This is a genomic window from Sphingopyxis sp. OAS728 (assembly GCF_014873485.1).
In the GTDB taxonomy this organism is placed as follows: domain Bacteria; phylum Pseudomonadota; class Alphaproteobacteria; order Sphingomonadales; family Sphingomonadaceae; genus Sphingopyxis.
Window position 1 is genome coordinate 161,149 of record NZ_JADBDT010000001.1, and the last position, 20,753, is coordinate 181,901.

General features: G+C 64.9%; 22 protein-coding genes. 17 read left to right on the plus strand and 5 right to left on the minus strand.

The window, feature by feature from the left end; genetic code table 11:
• Position 1: 1 nt before the first annotated feature.
• Together GGC65_RS00775 and GGC65_RS00780 are read right to left on the minus strand one after the other, a co-directional pair.
• Positions 2 to 349, minus strand: coding sequence for a GntR family transcriptional regulator (locus GGC65_RS00775; protein WP_192645414.1), 348 nt, complete (start codon positions 347 to 349; stop codon positions 2 to 4).
• A 71-nt stretch (positions 350 to 420) separates the two neighbouring features.
• Positions 421 to 1,002, minus strand: a complete 582-nt coding sequence (locus GGC65_RS00780) for a nitroreductase (protein WP_192645415.1) — start codon at positions 1,000 to 1,002, stop codon at positions 421 to 423.
• 184 nt (positions 1,003 to 1,186) lie between these two features.
• On the opposite strand from GGC65_RS00780, the gene GGC65_RS00785 reads away from it, so the two are divergent.
• Genes GGC65_RS00785 through GGC65_RS00810 form a run of 6 tightly spaced genes read left to right on the plus strand, consistent with a single transcriptional unit; the run spans position 1,187 to position 7,535 of the window.
• Entirely contained in the window at positions 1,187 to 2,809 is a 1,623-nt protein-coding gene (locus tag GGC65_RS00785) for a peptide MFS transporter (protein ID WP_192645416.1), read from the plus strand.
• Positions 2,810 to 2,812: 3 nt separating this feature from the next.
• Complete coding sequence (locus tag GGC65_RS00790) at positions 2,813 to 4,216, plus strand: amidohydrolase (RefSeq protein WP_192645417.1); 1,404 nt, start codon at positions 2,813 to 2,815, stop codon at positions 4,214 to 4,216.
• Entirely contained in the window at positions 4,213 to 5,514 is a 1,302-nt protein-coding gene (locus tag GGC65_RS00795) for an amidohydrolase family protein (protein WP_192645418.1), read from the plus strand. Before GGC65_RS00790 ends, GGC65_RS00795 begins: the two co-directional genes overlap by 4 nt.
• A 45-nt stretch (positions 5,515 to 5,559) precedes the next feature.
• The gene (locus tag GGC65_RS00800) at positions 5,560 to 6,261 is read left to right on the plus strand and encodes an NnrU family protein (RefSeq protein ID WP_192645419.1); all 702 of its coding nucleotides are present in this window, start codon (positions 5,560 to 5,562) and stop codon (positions 6,259 to 6,261) included.
• Between the two features lie 4 nt (positions 6,262 to 6,265).
• The gene (locus GGC65_RS00805; protein WP_192645420.1) at positions 6,266 to 6,817 is read left to right on the plus strand and encodes a DUF1003 domain-containing protein; all 552 of its coding nucleotides are present in this window, start codon (positions 6,266 to 6,268) and stop codon (positions 6,815 to 6,817) included.
• 25 nt (positions 6,818 to 6,842) lie between these two features.
• The gene (locus tag GGC65_RS00810; protein WP_192645421.1) at positions 6,843 to 7,535 is read left to right on the plus strand and encodes a hypothetical protein; all 693 of its coding nucleotides are present in this window, start codon (positions 6,843 to 6,845) and stop codon (positions 7,533 to 7,535) included.
• On the opposite strand, the gene GGC65_RS00815 is transcribed toward GGC65_RS00810, so the two are convergent.
• Together GGC65_RS00815 and GGC65_RS00820 are read right to left on the minus strand one after the other, a co-directional pair.
• The gene (locus tag GGC65_RS00815) at positions 7,532 to 8,527 is read right to left on the minus strand and encodes an aldo/keto reductase (protein ID WP_192645422.1); all 996 of its coding nucleotides are present in this window, start codon (positions 8,525 to 8,527) and stop codon (positions 7,532 to 7,534) included. The two genes, GGC65_RS00810 and GGC65_RS00815, sit on opposite strands and share 4 nt — an antisense overlap.
• Positions 8,524 to 9,771: a dicarboxylate/amino acid:cation symporter gene (locus GGC65_RS00820; protein ID WP_192645423.1), complete on the minus strand. Its 1,248-nt coding sequence runs from the start codon at positions 9,769 to 9,771 to the stop codon at positions 8,524 to 8,526. The genes GGC65_RS00815 and GGC65_RS00820 overlap by 4 nt, the downstream gene beginning before the upstream one ends.
• Before the next feature lie 173 nt (positions 9,772 to 9,944).
• Here GGC65_RS00820 and glmM point away from each other — a divergent pair, with 173 nt between their 5' ends.
• From glmM to folP, 7 genes are all read left to right on the plus strand, one after another.
• The gene (gene glmM / locus GGC65_RS00825) at positions 9,945 to 11,282 is read left to right on the plus strand and encodes a phosphoglucosamine mutase (RefSeq protein ID WP_192645424.1); all 1,338 of its coding nucleotides are present in this window, start codon (positions 9,945 to 9,947) and stop codon (positions 11,280 to 11,282) included.
• A gap of 119 nt (positions 11,283 to 11,401) precedes the next feature.
• The gene (locus tag GGC65_RS00830; RefSeq protein ID WP_192645425.1) at positions 11,402 to 11,626 is read left to right on the plus strand and encodes a DUF1272 domain-containing protein; all 225 of its coding nucleotides are present in this window, start codon (positions 11,402 to 11,404) and stop codon (positions 11,624 to 11,626) included.
• Positions 11,623 to 12,765 (plus strand): bifunctional hydroxymethylpyrimidine kinase/phosphomethylpyrimidine kinase, encoded by a 1,143-nt coding sequence (gene thiD / locus GGC65_RS00835; RefSeq protein ID WP_192645426.1) that lies wholly within the window; start codon positions 11,623 to 11,625, stop codon positions 12,763 to 12,765. Before GGC65_RS00830 ends, thiD begins: the two co-directional genes overlap by 4 nt.
• Positions 12,762 to 13,316, plus strand: coding sequence for a ribonuclease HII (locus GGC65_RS00840; RefSeq protein ID WP_192649335.1), 555 nt, complete (start codon positions 12,762 to 12,764; stop codon positions 13,314 to 13,316). The genes thiD and GGC65_RS00840 overlap by 4 nt, the downstream gene beginning before the upstream one ends.
• 25 nt (positions 13,317 to 13,341) lie before the next feature.
• Entirely contained in the window at positions 13,342 to 14,238 is an 897-nt protein-coding gene (locus GGC65_RS00845; protein ID WP_192645427.1) for an oxidoreductase, read from the plus strand.
• Between the two features lie 217 nt (positions 14,239 to 14,455).
• Positions 14,456 to 15,595: a site-specific DNA-methyltransferase gene (locus GGC65_RS00850; RefSeq protein ID WP_192645428.1), complete on the plus strand. Its 1,140-nt coding sequence runs from the start codon at positions 14,456 to 14,458 to the stop codon at positions 15,593 to 15,595.
• Positions 15,595 to 16,725: a dihydropteroate synthase gene (folP, locus tag GGC65_RS00855; protein WP_192645429.1), complete on the plus strand. Its 1,131-nt coding sequence runs from the start codon at positions 15,595 to 15,597 to the stop codon at positions 16,723 to 16,725. Before GGC65_RS00850 ends, folP begins: the two co-directional genes overlap by 1 nt.
• Here the strand turns inward: folP and GGC65_RS00860 are convergent, their stop codons facing one another.
• Positions 16,726 to 18,156 carry a sigma-54-dependent transcriptional regulator gene (locus GGC65_RS00860; protein WP_192645430.1) on the minus strand — a complete coding sequence of 477 codons (1,431 nt, stop codon included), beginning with the start codon at positions 18,154 to 18,156 and terminating at the stop codon, positions 16,726 to 16,728. It lies immediately after the preceding gene.
• A 247-nt stretch (positions 18,157 to 18,403) separates the two neighbouring features.
• Here GGC65_RS00860 and GGC65_RS00865 point away from each other — a divergent pair, with 247 nt between their 5' ends.
• The 4 genes from GGC65_RS00865 (at position 18,404) to GGC65_RS00880 (ending at position 20,723) form a co-directional block, all read left to right on the plus strand.
• The gene (locus GGC65_RS00865) at positions 18,404 to 18,526 is read left to right on the plus strand and encodes an aa3-type cytochrome c oxidase subunit IV (RefSeq protein ID WP_225940615.1); all 123 of its coding nucleotides are present in this window, start codon (positions 18,404 to 18,406) and stop codon (positions 18,524 to 18,526) included.
• Positions 18,527 to 18,539: 13 nt separating this feature from the next.
• Entirely contained in the window at positions 18,540 to 19,661 is a 1,122-nt protein-coding gene (locus tag GGC65_RS00870) for an NAD(P) transhydrogenase subunit alpha (RefSeq protein WP_192645432.1), read from the plus strand.
• Between the two features lie 8 nt (positions 19,662 to 19,669).
• Positions 19,670 to 19,984 (plus strand): hypothetical protein, encoded by a 315-nt coding sequence (locus GGC65_RS00875; protein ID WP_192645433.1) that lies wholly within the window; start codon positions 19,670 to 19,672, stop codon positions 19,982 to 19,984.
• 133 nt (positions 19,985 to 20,117) lie between these two features.
• On the plus strand, positions 20,118 to 20,723 hold the full coding sequence (locus tag GGC65_RS00880) for a fasciclin domain-containing protein (RefSeq protein WP_192645434.1): 606 nt from the start codon (positions 20,118 to 20,120) through the stop codon (positions 20,721 to 20,723).
• The last annotated feature ends 30 nt before the right edge of the window (positions 20,724 to 20,753 follow it).

Genomic DNA, 20,753 nt, shown 5'->3' on the forward strand with positions numbered 1-20,753 from the left:
GTCAGGCTTCGGTGAGGTCGAGCAAGGTTCGCGCATCGAGGCCGATGCGGCGCATCTGCTGTGCGACCGGCGGCCAGACGTTCGCAAGGAAGTCGGCGCGCATCAGGTCGCGGAGGCGTTCGGTCGCGCCTTCGGCGACGAACATTCCGACGCCGCGCTTGACCGTGACGAGCCCCTCGTCCTGAAAGGTCTGGTAGGCCTTTGCCACGGTGAGCGGGTTGGCGCCTTCCTCTGCCGCGAGCGATCGGACAGACGGCAACATGTCGCCGTCGCGAAACTGGCCGTCGAGGATGGCGTTGGCGATGACATCGCGCAGACGCTGGTACACGGGTTTGGACTGATCGAGCATGCCGCCTTAATGCCATAAGACAGCAGCACAGTCAAATTCGGATTATTTCAAACTCGTATCACCTGGTATAACTAAATGTCCCAAGCGCGCACGACATCGTCATATTCGGGTCGCGGCCGCTCATCGAGCTCGCGTGCCGGGGTGCCTAGGAAGAAATAGCCGACGATCGTGTCGCCTTCGCCCGCGCCGAAGGCAGCAGCGACTTCGGCGCTGTAGGCGGCCCAGCCGGTCAGCCAGCTGCCGACGAAGCCATGCGCGTGTGCGGCATGGAGCAGGTTCATGCCGACCGCGCCCGCCGACATCTGTTGCTCCCAGACGGGGATTTTGACGCCCGGCACGGGGGTCGAGAGGAGGACGAGCAGGGTCGGCGCCTGATGCGCGAACTGGTCGAGCGCCGAGAGATCCATGCCCGCGGCGCCGGGATTTTCGGCGACCCACGCCTTTTTGAGCAGCGCCGCGAAGGCTTCGCGCTGGTCATCGGCGACGGTGACGATACGCCATGGCGCGAGCTTGCCATGGTCGGGGGTGCGCAGCGCAAGCGCGACGATGTCGTGGAGCGTGGCGGCGTCGGGGCCGGGGGCGATCATGTCACGGGCCTTGCCCGAACGGCGCGTGGCGAGATGGGCGAGGAGCGAGGAGCGGTCGTTGAACATGCGCGCCATGTGGCGTTTTATGCACCTCAGTGCAAGTGTTGCGAACGATTCGCAACAGCTTTTGGCCCGCCCGAAACGGTTTCAGGCGCAATTAGATTCTTCCCATACGCAATTTTAGCGCTAGGTTGCCGCATTCGCGCGGCGGACGGCCGCGCTCAAGATAATCGATAAAAGGGACGCTTTGATGAAAGATATTGGCCTTTGGCAGGAGGGCGACTGGATCGCGGTTATCGCGCTGGTCCTCCTGGGGGCATTCCTGACCGTCGGGGCGCTGATCGCGACGAGCCGGAAGCCCGAATTCGCCGGGCACCCCAAGGGCCTCTACATGCTGTTCTTCGCCGAAATGTGGGAGCGTTTCTCCTATTACGGCATGCGTGCGATCCTGATCTTCTACCTGACCCAGCACTGGCTGTTCAGCGACAGCAAATCGAACCTGATCTATGGTGCGTACACCAGCCTCGTCTACATCACGCCGGTGCTCGGCGGCTATCTCGCCGACCGTTATCTCGGCCAGCGCAAGGCCGTGCTGTTCGGCGGCCTGCTGCTCGCGGCGGGGCACAGCCTGATGGCGGTCGAGGGCGTCGGCGGGCAGAATGACCCGACGATCAACGTCTTCTGGGCCGCGCTCGCCTTCATCATCGTCGGCTCGGGCTTCTTGAAAGCCAATATCTCGGTGATGGTCGGCCAGCTCTACAAGCTCACCGATACGCGCCGCGATAGCGCCTATACGATCTTCTACATGGGCATCAACGCGGGCGCCGCGCTCGGTACCATCCTCGTCGCCTATCTTGGCCAGACGATCGGCTGGGGCTTCGGCTTCGGCCTCGCGGGCATCGGCATGCTCGCTGGCCTGATAGTCTTCGTGCTCGGCAAGGGCGTGCTGAACGGTGCCGGTGAGGCGCCGGCCCCGCTCGCCCGCTCGCGCGAAATGACCATCTATGGCATCGGTTTCGCCGCGGTCGCGGTGATCTGGGCGCTGGTGCAATATCAGAACGTCATTCAGGGCCTGCTCGCCGTCTCGGGCGTCGCGCTGCTCGGCTATGTGCTTTACGAAAGCTTCAAGCTCGAGAAGGAACCGCGCGAGCGCATGTTCGCGATTCTGTTCCTGATCAGCCTCAATCCGCTGTTCTGGGGCCTGTTCGAACAGGCGGGCGGCTCGATGAACCTGTTCACCGACCGCTTCGTCGATCGCGGCGGCGTGCCGGCAGGCATCTTCCAGTCGATCAACCCGATCATCATCATCCTCGTCGCGCCGCTCTTTGCCACGCTCTGGCTGTGGCTCGGCAAGCGCGGCGCCGAGCCGTCGGCGCCGGCGAAGTTCGGCCTCGCGCTCGCGCAGATGGGGCTTGCGAACCTCGTGCTTGTCTGGGGTGCCGAGGCCTATGGCGTCGGCGCGATGACGCCGGTCTTCCTCGTCTTCGCTTATTATTTCTTCGCGACGACCGGCGAACTGTGTCTCTCGCCCGTCGGGCTCAGCGCGATGAACCGGCTGGCGCCGAGCTTCCTCGCGTCGCTGATCATGGGCGCCTGGTTCTATATGACCGCGGTCGGCAATTTCGTGGCCGGCAAGATCGGCGAAGCCACCGGCGGCCACGACGGCCAGATGACCAAGCAGGGCCTGCTCGACATCTATCAGCTGTTCGGCTGGATCGCGATCGGTGCCGGCGTGGTGGTGCTGTTGCTCAGCCCGATCGTGAAGCGCTGGATGCATCTCGACACGCTGCGCGATCGCGACGATGTCGCGGGGCAAAAGGAACTCGCCGAGCCGCAGGCGGCTGGCGTCCATCCCGAACCCAAGGGGGCGTAATCCATGATCAGGGGTGTGAAGGGCAGCCTGCTGGCTGCGGTGTCGCTGGCGCTCGTCGGTTGCGCGGCGAGCGGCGGCGAGGTGGCCTCGGCGAGCGACAAGCCCGCCGAGAAGCCGGTCAAGTTCAACAAGGATCCCTATCCCTCGACGTACAAGGGATATCCGACCCGCCTGACGGTGGTGAAGGGTGTCACCATCTTCGACGGCGAGGGTGGGCGGATCGACAATGGCTCGATCGTGATGACGAGCGGCAAGGTCGACCGGATCGGCGGTCCCGACATGGAACTGCCGACCGACGCCGATGTCATAGACGGGACGGGCAAGTTCCTCACCCCCGGCGTGATCGACATTCACAGCCACCTTGGCGACTATCCCTCGCCCAGCGTCGAGGCGCATTCGGACGGGAACGAAGCGACCGCGCCGACCACCCCCGAAGTCTGGTCCGAACATAGTGTCTGGCCGCAGGATCCGGGTTTCAGCCGCGCGCTCGCCAATGGCGGCGTGACCAGCCTGCAGATCCTGCCGGGCAGCGCGAACCTGATGGGCGGTCGCTCGATCACGCTCAAGAACGTCCCGTCGCGGACGGTGCAGGGGATGAAATTCCCCGGTGCGCCCTATGGCCTGAAAATGGCGTGCGGCGAGAATCCGAAGCGCGTCTATGGCGGCAAGGGGCGGATGCCCTCGACCCGCATGGGTAATTTCGCGGTGAACCGCGCGACGTGGCAGAAGGCTGCGGCGTACAAGAAGAAGGTGGACGACGGAAAGGCCGTCGACCGCGACCTTGCGATGGAAACGCTCGCGGGTGTGCTGTCGGGCGAAATCCTCGTCCACAACCATTGCTACCGCGCCGATGAAATGGCGCTGGTGATCGATATGTCGAAGGAATTCGGCTACAAGGTCTCAACCTTCCACCACGCGGTCGAAAGCTACAAGATCGCCGATATCCTTGCGAAGGAAGGTATATGTTCGGCGATGTGGGCCGACTGGTGGGGCTTCAAGATGGAAGCCTATGACTCGGTGAACGAGAATATCCCGCTGGTCTATAAGGCCGGCGCGTGCACGATCGTCCATTCAGACGATGCGAACCAGATCCAGCGCTTGAACCAGGAGGCCGCGAAAGCGCGCGCTGCCGGCCGCCGCATCGGCATCGATGTCAGCGACGAGCAGGCGTGGACCTGGCTGTCGTATAACCCGGCGAAGGCGCTGGGGATCGCCGACCGGACCGGCAGCCTGAAGCCCGGCAAGATGGCCGACGTCGTGCTGTGGAACGGCAATCCGTTCAGCGCCTATACGCGCCCCGAAAAAGTGTGGATCGACGGCGCATTGATGTTCGATGCGATGGATCCGAAGCGGCGTCCGGTAAGCGATTTCGAACTGGGCCAGCCGGGCGAAGGAGACGTGAAATGATCCGCACTCTCCTTCTCTCCGCCGCAGCTATCGTCGCACTTCCGGCCGCGGCGCAGGATGTGGCGATCGTCAACGCAAAGCTCGTTATCGGCGACGGCAGCGCGCCGGTCGAGGGCGGCACCGTCGTGGTGCGCGGCGGCAAGGTTGTCGCGGCGGGCGCCGGCGTTGCGGTGCCCGCGGGCATCGAACGCGTCGATGCACAGGGGCGCTATGTCACGCCGGGTATCGTCGCGGCGTTCAGCCGCGTCGGGCTGACCGAAGTCGATGCCGTCACCGGCACCAACGACCGCTCGGCGAGCAAGTCGCGTTTCTCCGCCGCGCTCGATATCGCGCCGGCGCTCAACCCCATGGGTTCGCCGGTCGCGGTTAACCGCGCCTCGGGCGTGACGCGCGCGATCGTCGCGCCGGGTGGCAGCGGCAGCCTGTTCGCCGGACAGGGCGCGGTCGTCGACCTCGCCGACGATATGGACATGGTGACCAAGCCGCGCGCGCTGCAATATGTCGCGTTCGGTGAGGATGGCTCGGCCAAGGCGGGCGGAAGCCGCGCCGCGACTTTCCTGTTGTTCCGCGAACAATTGCTCGCGGCGCGCAGCTATGCGCGCAACCCCGCGACGCTCGCCGAATGGAGCAGCGACGCGCTGATCCAGCGCGCCGATGCCGATGCGCTGGTGCGCGTGATCGACGGGACGACGCCTTTGTTCGTTCGCGTCGACCGCGCCGCCGACATCGTCAATGTACTGAAGCTGCGGCAGGAATTTCCGGCGCTGAAGCTCGTGCTCGTCGGCGTCACCGAAGGCTGGCTCGTCGCGCGCGAACTTGCGGCGGCGAAGGTGCCGGTGCTCGTGTCGCCGCTCACCGATCTGCCGTCGAGCTTCGAACAGCTGGGTGCGACGCAGTCGAACGCCGGACGCCTAAAGGCCGCGGGCGTCGACGTCTCGGTCGGCGTGTTCGACGACGATGACGCGCACAAGATGGGCTATGCGACGCAATATGCGGGCAACCTCGTCGGGCTCGCGCGCCTCCCGGGCGCGAGCGGGATGACATGGGATCAGGCGTTCGCGTCGATCAGCAGCGTCCCCGCGCGCGCCGTCGGCATGGAGGGCAGCATCGGTTCGCTGCGTCCGGGCCGCGCCGGCGACATCGTGATCTGGGACAATGACCCGCTCGAACTCGGTAGCCGGCCGACGGCGGTGTGGATCGACGGCAAGGCGCAGTCGCTGACGACGCGGCAGGATCGCCTGCGCGAGCGTTACGCGACACCGCAGGAAGGGGCTTTGCCCAAGGCTTACGACAGGTAGGGCCGCACCTGATCCGAAGCGGCAAAGGGGAGAGGGAGAGGCTCCATGCAACCGATGTCGCTTTTGATCACGACGTGCGTCCTGTTCGTCGGCTCGCATCTCGCTTTGTCGCATCCGCTCCGCGACGGGCTCGCGGGGCGGATGGGCGAGCGGGGGTTCCAGATCGTCTATTCGGTCGTCGCGATCGCGACCTTCATCATGATCGTGCAGGCGTGGCGCGGGATGCCGCCCGAGCCGCCTTTGTGGGCGGTCGACGACCCACTGTGGATCTTGGCGTCGCTGATCGTGCTGTTCGCCAGCATATTGTTCATGGGGTCGCTGATCGGCAATCCGGCGATGCCCGCGCCGGGCGCCGCCAAGGCCGCGCAGGCGCCGCCGCGCGGGGTGTTCGCGATCACGCGGCATCCGATGATGTGGGGCTTTGCCCTGTGGGCGTTCGCGCATGTGCTGGTAATGCCGACTGCCGGGCAGATCGTCCTGTCGGCAACGATCATCTTTCTCGCGCTCGTCGGATCGGCGGGGCAGGATGCGAAGAAGGCGCGGCTGATGGGCGATGCCTGGCGCGGCTGGGCGGCGCGGACGAGCTTCCTGCCCTATGCGAGGCAGGTTGGCGGCAGTGCACCGTGGGGCGAGACTATCCCGCGGCCGCATGCGCTGTTCGGTGGGATCGTCCTCTGGTTAATCGCGACTTGGGCGCATGGCGCGCTCGGTTATATGGTTGCCGGTATCTGGCGCTGGATGGGGTGACATCATGCACGACAAGACGACAACCGCCGACCTGTCGCTGCGCCTGCTCGGGCGGCCGCTCGACGAGCTAGATGCCGACGAACTGCGCGTGCTCGACGCGATCGCCGAACGCCGCCTGATCAGCCGCGACGCCGCCGACCTCGACGATGCCGAGGCGAGTTTCGGCGCGCGCCTGTCGGACAGGGTTGCGGCGGTGGGCGGGTCGTGGGGTTTTATCATTGCCTTCACCGCGGTGCTGCTCGGCTGGATGCTGCTCAATTCGGACGTGCTCGCGCGCTGGGGGATGGCGTTCGATCCCTATCCCTTCATCTTCCTCAACCTGATGCTTTCGACGCTCGCGGCGATCCAGGCGCCGATCATCATGATGAGCCAGAACCGCGCGTCGGCAAAGGACCGGATCGCGGCGGGGCTCGATTACGAGATCAATTTGCGAGCAGAGCTTGAGATCATGCGGCTGCACGAGAAGCTCGACCAGATGCGGATTCATGAGTTGGTCGGCCAACTTGATCGAATAGAGCAGCGACTTCAAAACGAACGCAATGGCATCACGCCGTAGCATGGGGGACGGCAGGGAACGGTAGATGTTTGCTGAATACGCTAAATCCGTACTTTCTCGGGCGATAAGCCCGGCAATGCGCTTTACGGATGGTTTGCAACTAGCGGTAGCTGTCGCTGTGCCAGCATTTGCAAGATTTTCGGGCGTTTCTGTTGGCGAAGCCGCAAATGATACTGCGCTCGCCTATGTTGGCGCCGCCCTAGTATCGCTTATCGCAATTCGATTGCTGTGGGCGCCTTACGAATTGTGGAAAGAGCAATCCATCCGCATCGTAGAACTTCAGGGGGAACTCGCGCGCCCTACTCATATGGTTCGTCAGCTGTTGGCTAAGAACCAATCTGAGCATCGAGCCGCGGCGATCGGACGAATTCACGAGATGGCTCTGGCTTCGACGGCCACTGAGGAAGCGCGCGAAGAGCGTGTTGCCGACCCATTTGTTCAAGCTCAGGGGCATATAGCCCAAGCCGGCCTTCCCATTGAGTTCACTGTATACCTATCTGGTTTCGGAAGGTTTTGTATCGATCACCGGTCAGCCGAAGGCACAGCACATGGCGCAGTTCCATTCATACTCGCCGAAAAATACATCCGATTTGTTGCAGGCGAGGTGGATTTCGAGGAGTTTAAAAACTCTCTACCAAAATTCCTTCAGCCTGGAACGAAGGAGCTACAGGACAAAGGAGTCCTCATCACAGCTGTGGATGGTGTAGCTGAGGGCTAAAGCCGCACCATCCGCATACCCATCTCGCCGTAACGCGGCCCACTGGTGCCGCCCTTCGGCGCCGCCGCATCGATTGCGGCGAGGTCTTCGGCGGTCAGCGTGACCTCCGCCGCCGCAACGCTGTCTTCCATCGTGGCGCGGCGCTTGGTGCCGGGGATGGGGACGATGTCGTCGCCCTGCGCGAGCAGCCAGGCGAGCGCGACCTGCGCTTTCGACACGCCGTGCCTGTCCGCGACCGCGCCGATCGCATCGACGATCGCGAGATTGGCGGGCAGATTTTCGTCCGAATAGCGCGGATCGTTGCGGCGCCAGTCATTTTCAGGAAGTTCGTCGCGGCTGCGCACCGCGCCCGCGAGGAAACCGCGGCCGAGCGGTGAATAGGGAACGAAGCCGATGCCATTGTCGCGGCACGCGCCGAGGATCTCGTCCTCGATATCGCGTTCCCAGATCGAATATTCGCTCTGCAGCGCGGTGATCGGCGCGGCCTTCGCGGCGCGGCGGATCGTGTCGGCGCCGGCTTCGGACAGCGCGATGTGGCGAATCTTGCCTTCCTTCACCAGCTCCATCATCCCGCCGACCGTTTCCTCGATCGGCACCGACGGGTCGACGCGGTGCTGGTAGAAAAGGTCGATCGTGTCGATGCCGAGCCGCTGGAGCGAGCCTTCGCACGCGGCGCGGGCATTGGCGGGCGAGCCGTCGACACCGACGATCTGGTTGCCGTCGAACTTGAAGCCGAATTTGGTCGCGATGACGAGCCCGTCGCGCTTGCCCTTGATCGCCTCACCCAGCAGTTCTTCGTTGCTGAACGGGCCATAGATTTGCGCGGTGTCGAAAAAGGTGACGCCAAGGTCGATCGCGCGGTGGATCGTGCGCGTCGTTTCGTCGAGATCGGCCGCCTCGCCATAGAGGATATTGCCGCCCTTGATCATCGGCATGCAGCCGATGCCGATCGCCGAAACTTCGAGGCCGTGGCCGAGCTTGCGATATTTCATGGGGTCTCTCCTGCTGGTTCGCGTTCGACGCCGTCGGCGGCATATTTGGTCGCGGCGACGTCGCCGATAACATTGCCGAGTGTACGGAAAATGTCAGGGAAAGTCTCGACCGCGACGAGCAGCCCGAGCGGTGCGACGGGGACGCCCATCGACACCGCGATCGGGGCGATCGAGGTCACGAAGCTGATCGAGCCGGGAAGGCTGACCGAGGAGAGCGCCGCCGCCATTGCGACCGCGAGGCCGACCGCCATTTCCCACGGGCTCAGTTCGATCCCGAACAGCCATGCGACATAGACGACGACCGCGAGGTTCATCGCGGGGCTGGTGAAGCGGAACAAGGCGACCGCGAGCGGCAGCACGACGTCTGCCTTCTTGGGATCGACGCCGAGTTCTTCGGACGATTTCAGCATCGCGGGCAGGCTGGCGAGCGAGCTTTGCGTGCTGATCGCGACCGCGAGCGTCGGCACCATCGCGCGGAAAAAGCGCGGCAGCGGGATGCCGACGACGAGCCATGCGAGCAGCAGGCCGAGGATGATGCAGCTCGCGCCGGTGGCTGAGAGGATCAGCACATAATGGACAAGGCCGCCGAAGGCCGCGACCCCGGCCTTGACCGCGAGCGCATAGCCCAATGCAAAAACGCCGATCGGCGCGAGCGCGAGGATCCAGCCGATGACGATCAGCATCGCATCGCCCAGTGCCTTGAACAGCCCCGACAGTGTTGCGCGCTGCGGCGGTTCGAGCTTGGTGATCGCGAAGGCGAAGATGGTGGTGAAGACGATCAGCGGCAGGATCGCGGTTTCGGCGGCCGCGGCGATCGGGTTCGTCGGGATTAGCGAGAGCAGGAAATCGCCGAAGGTCGGCGAAGGGCCCGCCTCGGTCGTGCCGCCGAGGCCGTGGCGCAGCGCCTCGGCAGCGCCCGCCGACAGCGGGAAGAGCCGGAGGTATAGCGGCGTGAGGAGCAAGGTCATCAGTCCCGACAGGAAGATCGCGCCGAGGAAGGTCATCACCGCGCGAAAGGCGAGCTTGCCGGCGCGCGCGGCGTCGGCGGTCGCGGTGATGCCGGTGATGAGCAAGGCGACGACGAGCGGGACGATCGTCATCTTGAGCGCGTTGAGCCAGAGCAATCCGATCGGTTCGATATAGGGAAGCGATGCGGTGCCGGCGGCGGGCGACACCAGCTCGACGCCGATACCCAGAAGCATGCCGGCGACGAGCGCCGAGAGGATGAACCAAGCGGATTTCAAGACGGATTCTCCCGGCGATTTTTATGGCCAGCTTGCCAAGCAAAAGAGGGTGACTTAGAGCACCTCCCGAAGGAAACGGGAACCGGTTTTTGGGCCGGTAAATGCTCCGCGGGGGCCATCCCGCGAGACGCCGGGGCAGGCTTGCCGGGCGATGGTTAGGTAGCAGAGGGAACATGCGCAAGTTTTTCGGAACCGACGGGATTCGCGGCCTGACCAACAAGGCCCCGATGACGGCGGAAGTTGCGATGCGCGTCGGCATGGCCGCGGGCGCACACTTCCTGCGCGGCGACCACAAACACCGCGTCGTGATCGGCAAGGATACGCGCCTGTCGGGCTATATGCTCGAAAACGCGCTCGTCGCGGGGTTCACGAGCGTCGGGATGGACGTGGTGCAGGTCGGGCCGATGCCGACCCCCGCTATCGCGATGCTGACGCGCTCGATGCGCGCCGACCTCGGCGTCATGCTCTCGGCGAGCCACAATCCCTATTACGACAATGGCATCAAGCTGTTCGGGCCCGATGGGTACAAGCTGTCCGACGAGGATGAGGCGCAGATCGAGCATCTGCTGACCGTCGAGCCCAAGCTCGCCGATGTGGCGCATATCGGGCGCGCGAAGCGCATCGACGACGCGCGCGGACGCTATATCCACGCGGTAAAGCAGAGCCTGCCCGAATCGGTCCGTCTCGACGGGCTGCGCATCGTGCTCGATTGCGCGAATGGCGCGGCGTATAACAGCGCGCCGACGGTGTTCTGGGAGCTCGGCGCCGACGTCGTCGCGATCGGGGTCGAACCCAACGGCACCAATATTAACGACAAATGCGGATCGACCGCGCCCGCGCTGCTACAGGAAACGGTGGTCGCGAGCGGCGCCGACATCGGCATCGCGCTCGACGGCGACGCCGACCGGCTGATCGTCGTCGACGAGAAGGGAACGATTGTCGACGGCGACCAGATCATGGGGCTGATCGGTGCGAGCTGGGCGCGGCAGGGGCGGCTGAAGGGCGGCGGGGTGGTTGCGACGGTGATGTCGAACCTCGGCCTCGAACGTTTCCTCGAAGGCGAGGGGCTGCGGCTCGAACGCACGAAGGTCGGTGACCGTTATGTGCTCGAACGGATGAAGGAAGGCGGCTTCAACGTCGGCGGCGAACAGTCGGGGCATATGATCCTGTCGGACCATGCGACCACCGGCGACGGCACGCTCGCGGCGCTGCAGGTGCTCGCCGAGCTCGTTGCCGGCGGCAAGCCGGCGAGCGAATTGCTCCACCAGTTCGATCCGGTGCCGCAGCTGCTCAAGAATGTCCGCTTTGCCGGCGGCAAGCCGCTCGACGACAAGCATGTCATCGCGGCGATTGCCGAAGGTGAAGCGGCGCTCAATGGACGCGGCCGTCTTGTTATCCGTCCGTCGGGCACCGAACCGCTGATCCGCGTCATGGCTGAGGGCGACGATGCCGGGCAGGTCGAGCAGGTCGTCGACATGATCTGCGACGCCGTGCGCGCCGCTGCGGCTTAATTATCTTCTCTTCCCGTTCGTGCTGAGCTTGTCGAAGCACCGTTCTTTTCTCTATTGAAGGGGAAGGAAGAACGGCCCTTCGACAAGCTCAGGGCGAACGGCCTTTAAGGAATAATCACATGCTTGAAATGCGACCCGATTGCGAAAAGTGCGGACGCGATCTGCCCGCCAACCTTCACGGCGCCTTCATCTGCTCGTTCGAATGCACCTTCTGCGCGAATTGCGCCGACAAGCTCGACGAGATTTGCCCCAATTGCGGCGGTGACCTGCTCGACCGCCCGCTGCGCGAGGGCGCCGCGCTCGCCAAATTCCCCGCTTCGACGGAGCGAAAGTATAAGGGGTGACCGCACGCGTCCTGATTATCGCCGGATCGGATAGCGGCGGCGGTGCGGGCATCCAGGCCGACATCAAGGCGGTCACGATTCTCGGCGGCCATGCGATGACCGCGATCACCGCGATCACCGCTCAGAATACGCTGGGTGTGCAGGGCGTCCATCCGGTTCCGACCGAAATGGTGCTCGCGCAGATCGACAGCGTCGCGTCGGACATCGGTGTTGACGCTGTCAAGATCGGCATGATCGGCAGCGCCGAAACCGCCGCAGCGGTCGCGGAGCGTTTGTCGCAGCCCGACCTCGCGCAGGCGGCGTTGGTGTTCGATCCGGTGATGGTCGCGACGAGCGGATCGGTGCTCGCCGATGCGGCGACGATCGATGCGTTCCGCGCGCTGCTCAACCGTGCGATGGTCGCGACACCGAACCTGCCCGAGCTGGAAGCGCTCGGCGGCGAAGAGGCGGTGCTCGCGCATGGTTGCTCGCTGCTGATCAAGGGCGGCCACGCCGAGGGCGAGACGGTGATCGACCGCCTGCTCGAAACGGGCGAGGGCGAGGTCGCGCGCTGGGAAGCGCCGCGCATCGACACGCCGCACAGTCACGGCACCGGCTGCACGCTCGCGAGCGCGATCGCGACCGGGCTCGCGCAGGGCATGCCGCTCGAACCCGCGATCGCGCGTGCGCGCGATTTCGTGCGCCTCGCTCTGCACGATGCGCCGGGGCTGGGGCAGGGGCATGGCCCGATGGGGCAGCAATATGTGCGCAACGACGGGCTGTTCACCGGCCCCGCGCTCAACCAGATCACCTTGCCCGCGAACGATTATGCGGTGTCGGTCGCTTTCTATAAACAGATGGGGCTGAAGCAGATCGTCGATAGCCCTGACAATGGTTATGCGCGGTTCGAGGCGGCGAATGGCGTGACGTTGTCGATCCATGTGGGCGACGGCGCGGCAGGCGGAGCGACGGCTTATCTCGAAAGCGGCGCGCTCGATGCCTGGGTTGCTTATCTCGCGCGGCGCGGGGTGCGGTTCGAACAGATGCCGAAGGATGAGGAATGGGGCTGGCGCGAGGCGCGGCTGGCCGATCCGGCGGGCAATCGCCTGTGCCTGTATCAGGCGGCCGAATATCGGCGTTATCCGCCGTGGCGCATATGATCGTCGGGGTCGACGAAGCCGGACGCGGGCCGCTGGCCGGGCCTGTGGTCGCAGCGGCGGTGCTGCTTTGCGAGGGCGGAATCGTCGGGCTGGACGATTCCAAAAAGCTGACAGCCAAACGCCGCGGCGAGCTCGAGATCGAGATCAAGGCGCGGTGTCGCTGGGGTGTCGGCGAGGCGAGCGTTGCCGAGATCGACCGCATCAACATCTTGCAGGCGACCTTCCTCGCGATGACGCGCGCAGTCGAGGCGTTGGGGTTCGATCCGCATGAGGTGCTGGTCGATGGCAACCGGTTGCCGCGATGGCGCTACACCGCGCGCGCGATCATCGGCGGCGATGCGCTGCATCCGTGCATTTCGGCGGCGAGCATCATCGCGAAGGAACATCGCGACCGCTTCATGGTCGCCGCCGCGCGCGACTTTCCTGGCTTTGGCTGGGAAACCAACATGGGCTATGGTACCGCACAGCATCTCGCGGCGCTGCGCCAGCATGGCCCCACGCCGCACCATCGGACCAGTTTTGCCCCGGTCGCACAAATGCAGCTGGTCTGAAGCCTGAAACCAGAGGGGGAACAGGATGAGCAGGGGATTTACGGCCGACGATGTGTCGGTCCAGACCGGCCGCACTTTCCTTGTCACCGGTGCCAATGCCGGGATCGGTTTCGAGACCGCCAAAATCCTGGCGGCGCGCGGGGCGCATGTGATCCTCGCCTGTCGTGACGAGGCCAAGGCCGAGATCGCGATGAACCGCATCCGGGTCGACGTGCCGAAAGCCGAGCTGTCGTTCCAGCCGCTCGACCTCGCCGACCTCGACCAGGTGCGCGATGCGGCGAAGGCGGTGCTTGCGGGGCCGCGGATCGACGTCCTGATCAACAATGCGGGGGTTATGATCCCGCCCAAGACGCTGACGAAACAAGGGTATGAGCTGCAATTCGGGGTCAACCACCTCGGCACATTCGCGCTGACTGGCCTCATTCACACGCATGTCGACGACCGCATCGTGATCACCGGCAGCATCGCGCACCGGAACGGGACGATGGATTACAGCGACCTGTCGGCATCACGCAGCTATCATAATTGGGCGCGCTACCAGATGAGCAAGCTCGCGAACCTGCTCCATATGTTCGAGCTCGACCGGCGACTGAGCGCGGCGGGGCGCGCGACGCAGGCGATCGGTTGCCATCCGGGGGTCGCCCTCACCGAATTAACCCGCCACCTGCCGCTGCCGCTCCGCACGATGACGCCGCTGGCTGGCCCCTTCTTCAACAGTTCCGCGCAGGGCGCCTGGCCGACGCTGCAGGCGGCGACCGGCGCGCGGGTGCAGGGCGGCGATTATCTGGGACCGCAGGGCCTCGGCGAAGTGTCGGGGCGCTCTGGGCCCGCACGCGCGACGCGTCAGGCTCGCGATCCGAGACTGGCCCGCGAGCTCTGGATGCGGTCGATCGAGCTGACCGGGGTCGATCCGGGTCTCTGACCCCGCAACGCAAATTTTTTTCGCGAGTGAGTCTTCATCGCCACACCACCAGTGGTTGAGTCCGCGGGTCGCGCCCGACTCCATATGGTGTGGCAGACTCGTTTCGTTCTCATCGCGTTAACCAGTTAGAGAGGCGGAATCCCTAGAGTCCTGCGCTTGACGGCGGACTCCGCCTGACTCATCAGGGCCTTCTTTCAGTCGAAGAACGGGGTGAAGCATGGGTGTGATGGAACGGGTCAAGGCGCCGGCGACGAAGAAGCGGACGCCGAAGGTCGACCCCGCGGACCTGCCGCTCGACAGCATCTTGCAGGGCGATTGCGTCGAAATGATGCGCAGCCTGCCTGCCGCATCGGTCGACATGATCTTTGCCGACCCGCCGTATAATCTCCAGCTCGGCGGCGACCTGCTGCGTCCCGACGGCAGCCAAGTCGATGCGGTCGACGATGATTGGGACAAGTTCGACAGCCTCGCGACTTACGACCGCTTCACCCATGCCTGGCTCAAGGAGGCGAAGCGCATCCTGAAACCGAACGGCAGCATCTGGGTGATCGGCAGCTATCACAATATCTTCCGCGTCGGCACCGCGTTGCAGGACAATGGATACTGGATCCTCAACGACATCGTGTGGCGCAAGGCGAACCCGATGCCCAATTTCAAGGGCACGCGCTTCACCAACGCGCATGAGACTTTGATCTGGGCGTCGATGGGCGAAAAATCGCGTTACACCTTCAACTATCGCGCGATGAAGACGCTGAACGACGAGCTTCAGATGCGTTCGGACTGGCTGATCCCGATCTGCGGCGGTCAGGAGCGTTTGAAGAAGGGCGGGACGAAAGTTCATCCGACGCAAAAGCCCGAAGCTTTGCTCTATCGCATCCTGCTCGCCTGCTCGAACCCCGGCGACGTGGTTCTCGACCCCTTCTTCGGCACCGGCACCACGGGCGCGGTTGCGAAACGCCTCGGCCGCCATTTCATCGGTATCGAACGCGAGGATGATTATATCGAGGCCGCGCTGGAACGTATCGAGCTGGCGCTGCCGCTCGATGAGAGCGCGGTGAAGACGATGATGGCGCCGAAGGCGGCGACGCGTGTCGCGTTCGGCACGCTCGTCGAGTGCGGCATGATCGCGCCGGGAACGGTGCTGACCGATACCAAGCGCCGCTGGAAAGCGAAGGTGCGCGTCGACGGCAGCCTCGAGTGCGAAGGTCAACCCGCGGGGTCGATCCACAAGGTCGGCGCGGGCCTGCAGGGCGCGCCGAGCTGTAACGGCTGGACCTTCTGGCATGTCGATAACGGCAAGGAATTGCGCGTGATCGACGCGGTGCGGCAGGACTGGTTGCTGGCGAACGAAGCCTGATGTTCCAGCCGCTGACCAAGCCCGACCTCGGCGCCGCGTCGGCGGGGGCGCAAATCTATTGTCGTCCGACCTGTTTCGTCGATCGGCCGCACGAGCTGGATGACGATTGCCTGCGCGTTGCCGAGACGATGGTGTGGTTTGCGGCTTGGCACATCAGCCTGCGCGATGGTTTGACGGTCAAATCGGCGATCGTTCCGGTTCCCGAATGGGACGGCTGGATCGCGGCGATGCCCGACCGGATGGCACAGGCGGCCACAGCCCAGCGCGCGGGCGTCGCCCGCCCGCGCGGCGTGCTCCAACTCGGTGAGCGGACGATCCGGCTGAACGAGCCGCAGCTGATGGGCATATTGAATGTGACGCCCGACAGTTTTTCGGACGGCGGCAAGCATGTCGATAGCGAGGCGGCCGCCGAAGCGGGCTTCGCGATGGGGTCGGCGGGTGCGGCAATCATCGATGTCGGGGGCGAATCAACGCGCCCCGGCGCCCCGCTCGTCTGGGAAGGCGACGAGATCAAGCGCATCGAAGGCGTGGTGTCGGCGCTCGCGCGGGGCGGCGTCGCGGTGTCGATCGACACGCGGAAGGCCGCGGTGATGGAAGCGGCGCTCGCCGCCGGCGCGCGGATCGTCAACGATATTTCGGCGCTGCGTTACGACGACCGCGCGATGGAGGTGGTCGTGCACGCAGGTTGTCCGGTCGTGCTGATGCACGCACCGTCGGCGAAGAGTGATCCGCACGAGGGTGGAAATTACGCGCATGTCCTGTTCGACGTCTACGACATGCTCGCCGAGCGGGTCGCGGCGTGCGTTGCGGCGGGGATCGATCGCACGAAAATCATCGTCGATCCGGGGCTCGGCTTCGGCAAGGGGGTTGGCGACAATCTGGCGCTGATCAACGGTCTTGCGCTGTTCCACACCTTGGGCTGCCCGATCCTGTTCGGGGCGAGCCGCAAGCGGATGATCGGGGCACTCGACAATGAGGCCGCCGCCGACCAGCGGCTCGGCGGGACGGTGGCGCTGCATTATCAGGCGGCGTCGCAGGGCGCGCAGTTGCTGCGCGTCCATGACATTCCGGAAAACCGGCAGGCGATTCGCGTATGGCGCGGGCTGCGCGACGCGGCGCTGACCGCCTGATCAGGCGGCGGTGTCGATCCCGAGATCGCTCAATTTGCGGTAAAGCGTCGAGCGGCCGATGCCGAGGCGACGGGCGACTTCGCTCATGCGGCCGCGGTAATGGCCGATCGCGAGGCGGATGACGTCGGCCTCGATTTCCTCAAGCGGGCGGAGGTTGCCGTCGGGCAGGTAGAGCGTGACGCCGATCGCTTCGCCATTGATCGCGACGTCGCCGTCGTTGCTGGCGCCGCCGCCGAGCGTGGCCTCGATCGCGCGGAAGTCGGCGCTGGTGAGCACGTCGGTGGTGCTGTTCACCGCGGCGCGGAACAGGACGTCCTGCAACTGGCGGACATTGCCCGGCCAGGCGTAGGCCGCGAGCAAGCGGAGCGCGTCGTCGGTGACCCCGATGGGCCCCATGCCGGGCAGGCCGCCGATGCGCGCGAGCAGATGGCGCGCGAGCGGGCCGACGTCGCCGCGGCGTTCGGAGAGCGAGGGCAGGGTGAATTGGGCGCTCGAGAGCGCGTAGAACAGATCTTCGCGGAAGTGCCCGGCCTCGATCAGCTTGTCGAGCGGGCTGGCGCTCGTCGCGATAATGCGGACATCGACGCTCTGGCGGATCGATCCGCCGATCATCTGGACTTCGCCGCTGTTCAGGAATTCGACGAGTTTCGCCTGCGTTTCGAGCGGGATACATTCGACATGGTCGATGATGATGCTGCCGCCGTCGGCCTGGACGAGGCGGCCGACCTGCCGGTCGAACGCGCCGGGAAACGCACCGCGTTCGTGGCCGAACAGGCCCGATCCGATCAGGCCCGGCGACACCGCCGAGCAATCGACCATGACGAGCTGGCCCCGCGCGCGGGGCGAGGCGCTGTGGATCGCGCGGGCAAAGACTTCCTTGCCGGTGCCCGGCTTGCCGTTGATCATCACCGGGACGCGCGCGCGCGCGGCCTTGGCGGCGATCGCGAGCGCGCTGCGGAAATTGGGGCTCGACCCGATGATTTCCTCGAACGCCAGAGGCGCGCGCAGTTTTTCGGTGAGCGGGCGGAGCTCGCCCTGCGGGCCGCTGGTCGACACGACGCGGTCGAGCGCTTCGAGCAGGCGGTCGGGCGCGATGGGTTTCTGGACGAAATCGCTCGCGCCGGCGCGCATCGCGCTGACCGCGACTTCGACGCCGTTGCGCATCGTGATGACGACGAGCGGCAACGCGGGGCGCCAGCGGCGGAGTTCGCCGACGAATTCGGCAATATCCATGCCCGGCGCGCCCTGATCGACGAGCACGGCGTCGAGCGCCATGCCTTCCTGGGTGCCGAGCTTGGCAAGCGCGGTGTCGGTGTCGGCCGCGATGACGCTACGCCAGCCGCCGCGCGATACAAGGGCTGCCAGAAAGCGCTGCTGGGCAGGCTCGCTGTCGACGATCATCACCATTCGCGTGTCGCGCGTGTTCGTCATGGTATCGAATCTGCCCCCTGAACCGACATTGCTATGAGTTTGTTCTGCTGAGGGCTGCATATCTATCCGATAGGGGTAAAAGGGCGATTAAGGGCATTCGTCTTTTCCCGCAGCGAAGTCTAGGGGCGCTGTCCACAAACCCGCACTTGAGCATCGGGGGGCGCGTGGCTAAGACCGGCGCGATAACCGATTCTGGGCAGGGCGCTGTGCGTTCGCGCACAGATAGGGCCGTTCAAGGGGAAAAATGATGGCACAGCAGGAAATGAAGGCAGCCGAAGAAACCTACACGGGTTTCATCAGCCTGCTGAAAATCGGTTCGATCATCACCGCGATCGTGACCGTCGGCGTCGTCCTGCTCATCGCATCCTGACCGGGATTCGCGCATGCGCATCGCAGTCCTGAAGGAGCTCGCCGAAGGCGAGACTCGCGTCGCCGCGACCCCCGAAACCGTGAAGAAATTCATCGGGCTGGGAGCCGAAGTTGCCGTCGAATCGGGGGCGGGAGATCAAGCTTCGATCGCCGATGCCGATTATAGCGCCGCGGGCGCCAGCGTTGGCAGCCGCGCCGATACGCTAAAGGGTGCCAACATCATCCTCGGGATTCAGGGCCCCGATCCCAAGGGGCTGTCGGGCTTTGCTGACGGCGCCTGGCTCGCTGCCGGGCTCAACCCGTTCGGCGAACGCGCGCGTGTCGATGACTATGCGAAGCTCGGACTCGAGGCGCTGGCGATGGAATTCATGCCGCGCATCACGCGCGCGCAGTCGATGGATATCCTCTCCAGCCAGGCCAATCTCGCGGGCTACAAGGCGGTGCTGATCGCGGCGAACGCCTATGGCCGGGCTTTCCCGATGATGATGACCGCCGCGGGCACCGTCAGCGCGGCCAAGGCGTTCGTGATGGGCGTCGGCGTCGCGGGGCTGCAGGCGATCGCGACTGCGCGCCGCCTCGGCGCACAGGTCAGCGCGACCGACGTCCGTGCCGCAACCAAGGAACAGATCCTCAGCCTCGGCGCCAAGCCGATCTTCGTCGAGACCGTCGCCGGGATCGAGGGCGAGGGCGCGGGCGGCTATGCCACCGAAATGTCCGACGAATATAAGGCGGCGCAGGCCGAGCTCGTGTCGTCGCACATCGCCAAGCAGGATATCGTCATCACCACCGCGTTGATCCCCGGGCGCCCGGCGCCGCGGCTGATCTCGGACGCGCAGCTCGCGACGATGCGCAGCGGCAGCGTGATCGTCGACATGGCGGCCGAAAGCGGCGGCAATGTCGAAGGATCGGTCTCGGGAGAGGCGAAGAAGATCCACGGTGTGACGGTGATCGGCGCGAAGAATATCGCGGCGCTGATGCCCGCCGACACCAGCGCACTGTTCAGCCGCAACCTGTTCAACTTCCTTTCGGCCTTCTGGGACAAGGAAGCGGGCAAGCCGGTGCTCGACGAGGAGATCGGCAATGCGGTGCGCCTGACACGGGGCGGCAAGGTCGTGAACGACCGGCTGCTGGGTTGAGCCTGCTTTTGGCCCTCGCGCTTGCCGAGGCGACGGCGCCGGTTGCGCCGCCCCCGGCGCTGCAATTTTCCTTCTGGCGCATGGCGGCGTTCAAATCGCGGGCGAAGCAACTGGGTTGCGGCGCCGGCTCGCTCGACGGCGAGCTTGAGGCTATCCGCAAACAATTGGCAAAACGCCACGGCAAGGAAGCCTTTGCCTGGCCAAAAACGCCGTCGTCCGCTAATCAGGGCGAAGGTGACTGCTATGTTGCCTTGATGGTGTACCGGACAAATCTTGGCGATTTCAAGCGTGAGGCGGATGCTGCGCTCGCCATTGCTCCGTAGTCGATCCGTCCGGCGAGGCATATCGTCCCGTCGCAGAAGTCGGCCAATTTCGGCCTTTTCATGAAACTTCCTTTGGTTACTATGCGTTCAGGGTTTCCCTAACCCTGACTCTCAACCAACTGGAGAATGATTGATGTCGTCTGCGAAGCTTTTCGCCACTCCCCTCCTTGTGCTTGCCACCCTGTCGCCCGTCTACGCGCAGGAAACCGCCGCTCCGGCTGAAGCGACCGAAGTCGCCGCCGATGCCGCCGCTCCGGCTGAAGCCGCGGCGCCTGCCGCACCCGCGCAGCCCACGGGAATCGCGCTCGAACTCGGTGCGAAGCCCGACCACAAGACGCTGGCCAACGCGCTGACCGCCGCGGGCGTTTCGGACAAGCTGGCCGGCCAGCCCTTTACGCTGTTCGCCCCGACCGACCAGGCCTTTGCCGCGGTACCGCAGCAGATGACCGACTGGCTGATGAACCCGGGCAACACCGAATCGCTCGCCAAGGTGCTGACCTATCATGTCGTCCCGGGCCGCGTGACCGCCGAGGATCTCTATGCGAAGATCAAGGCAGGCGGCGGTAAGGCGACGCTGGCGACCGTCGAAGGCGAAACGCTGACCTTCACAGAGGTACAGGGCAACATCAAGGTCGACGGCACGCAGGGCAGCAGCGGTTTCATCACCCAGCCCGACGTCGAACAGTCGAACGGTAATATTCACGTCATCAACGGCGTGTTGATGCCGACGCTCGGCTGACGATTCGCGCCGCTGCGGACGTCATTTTGA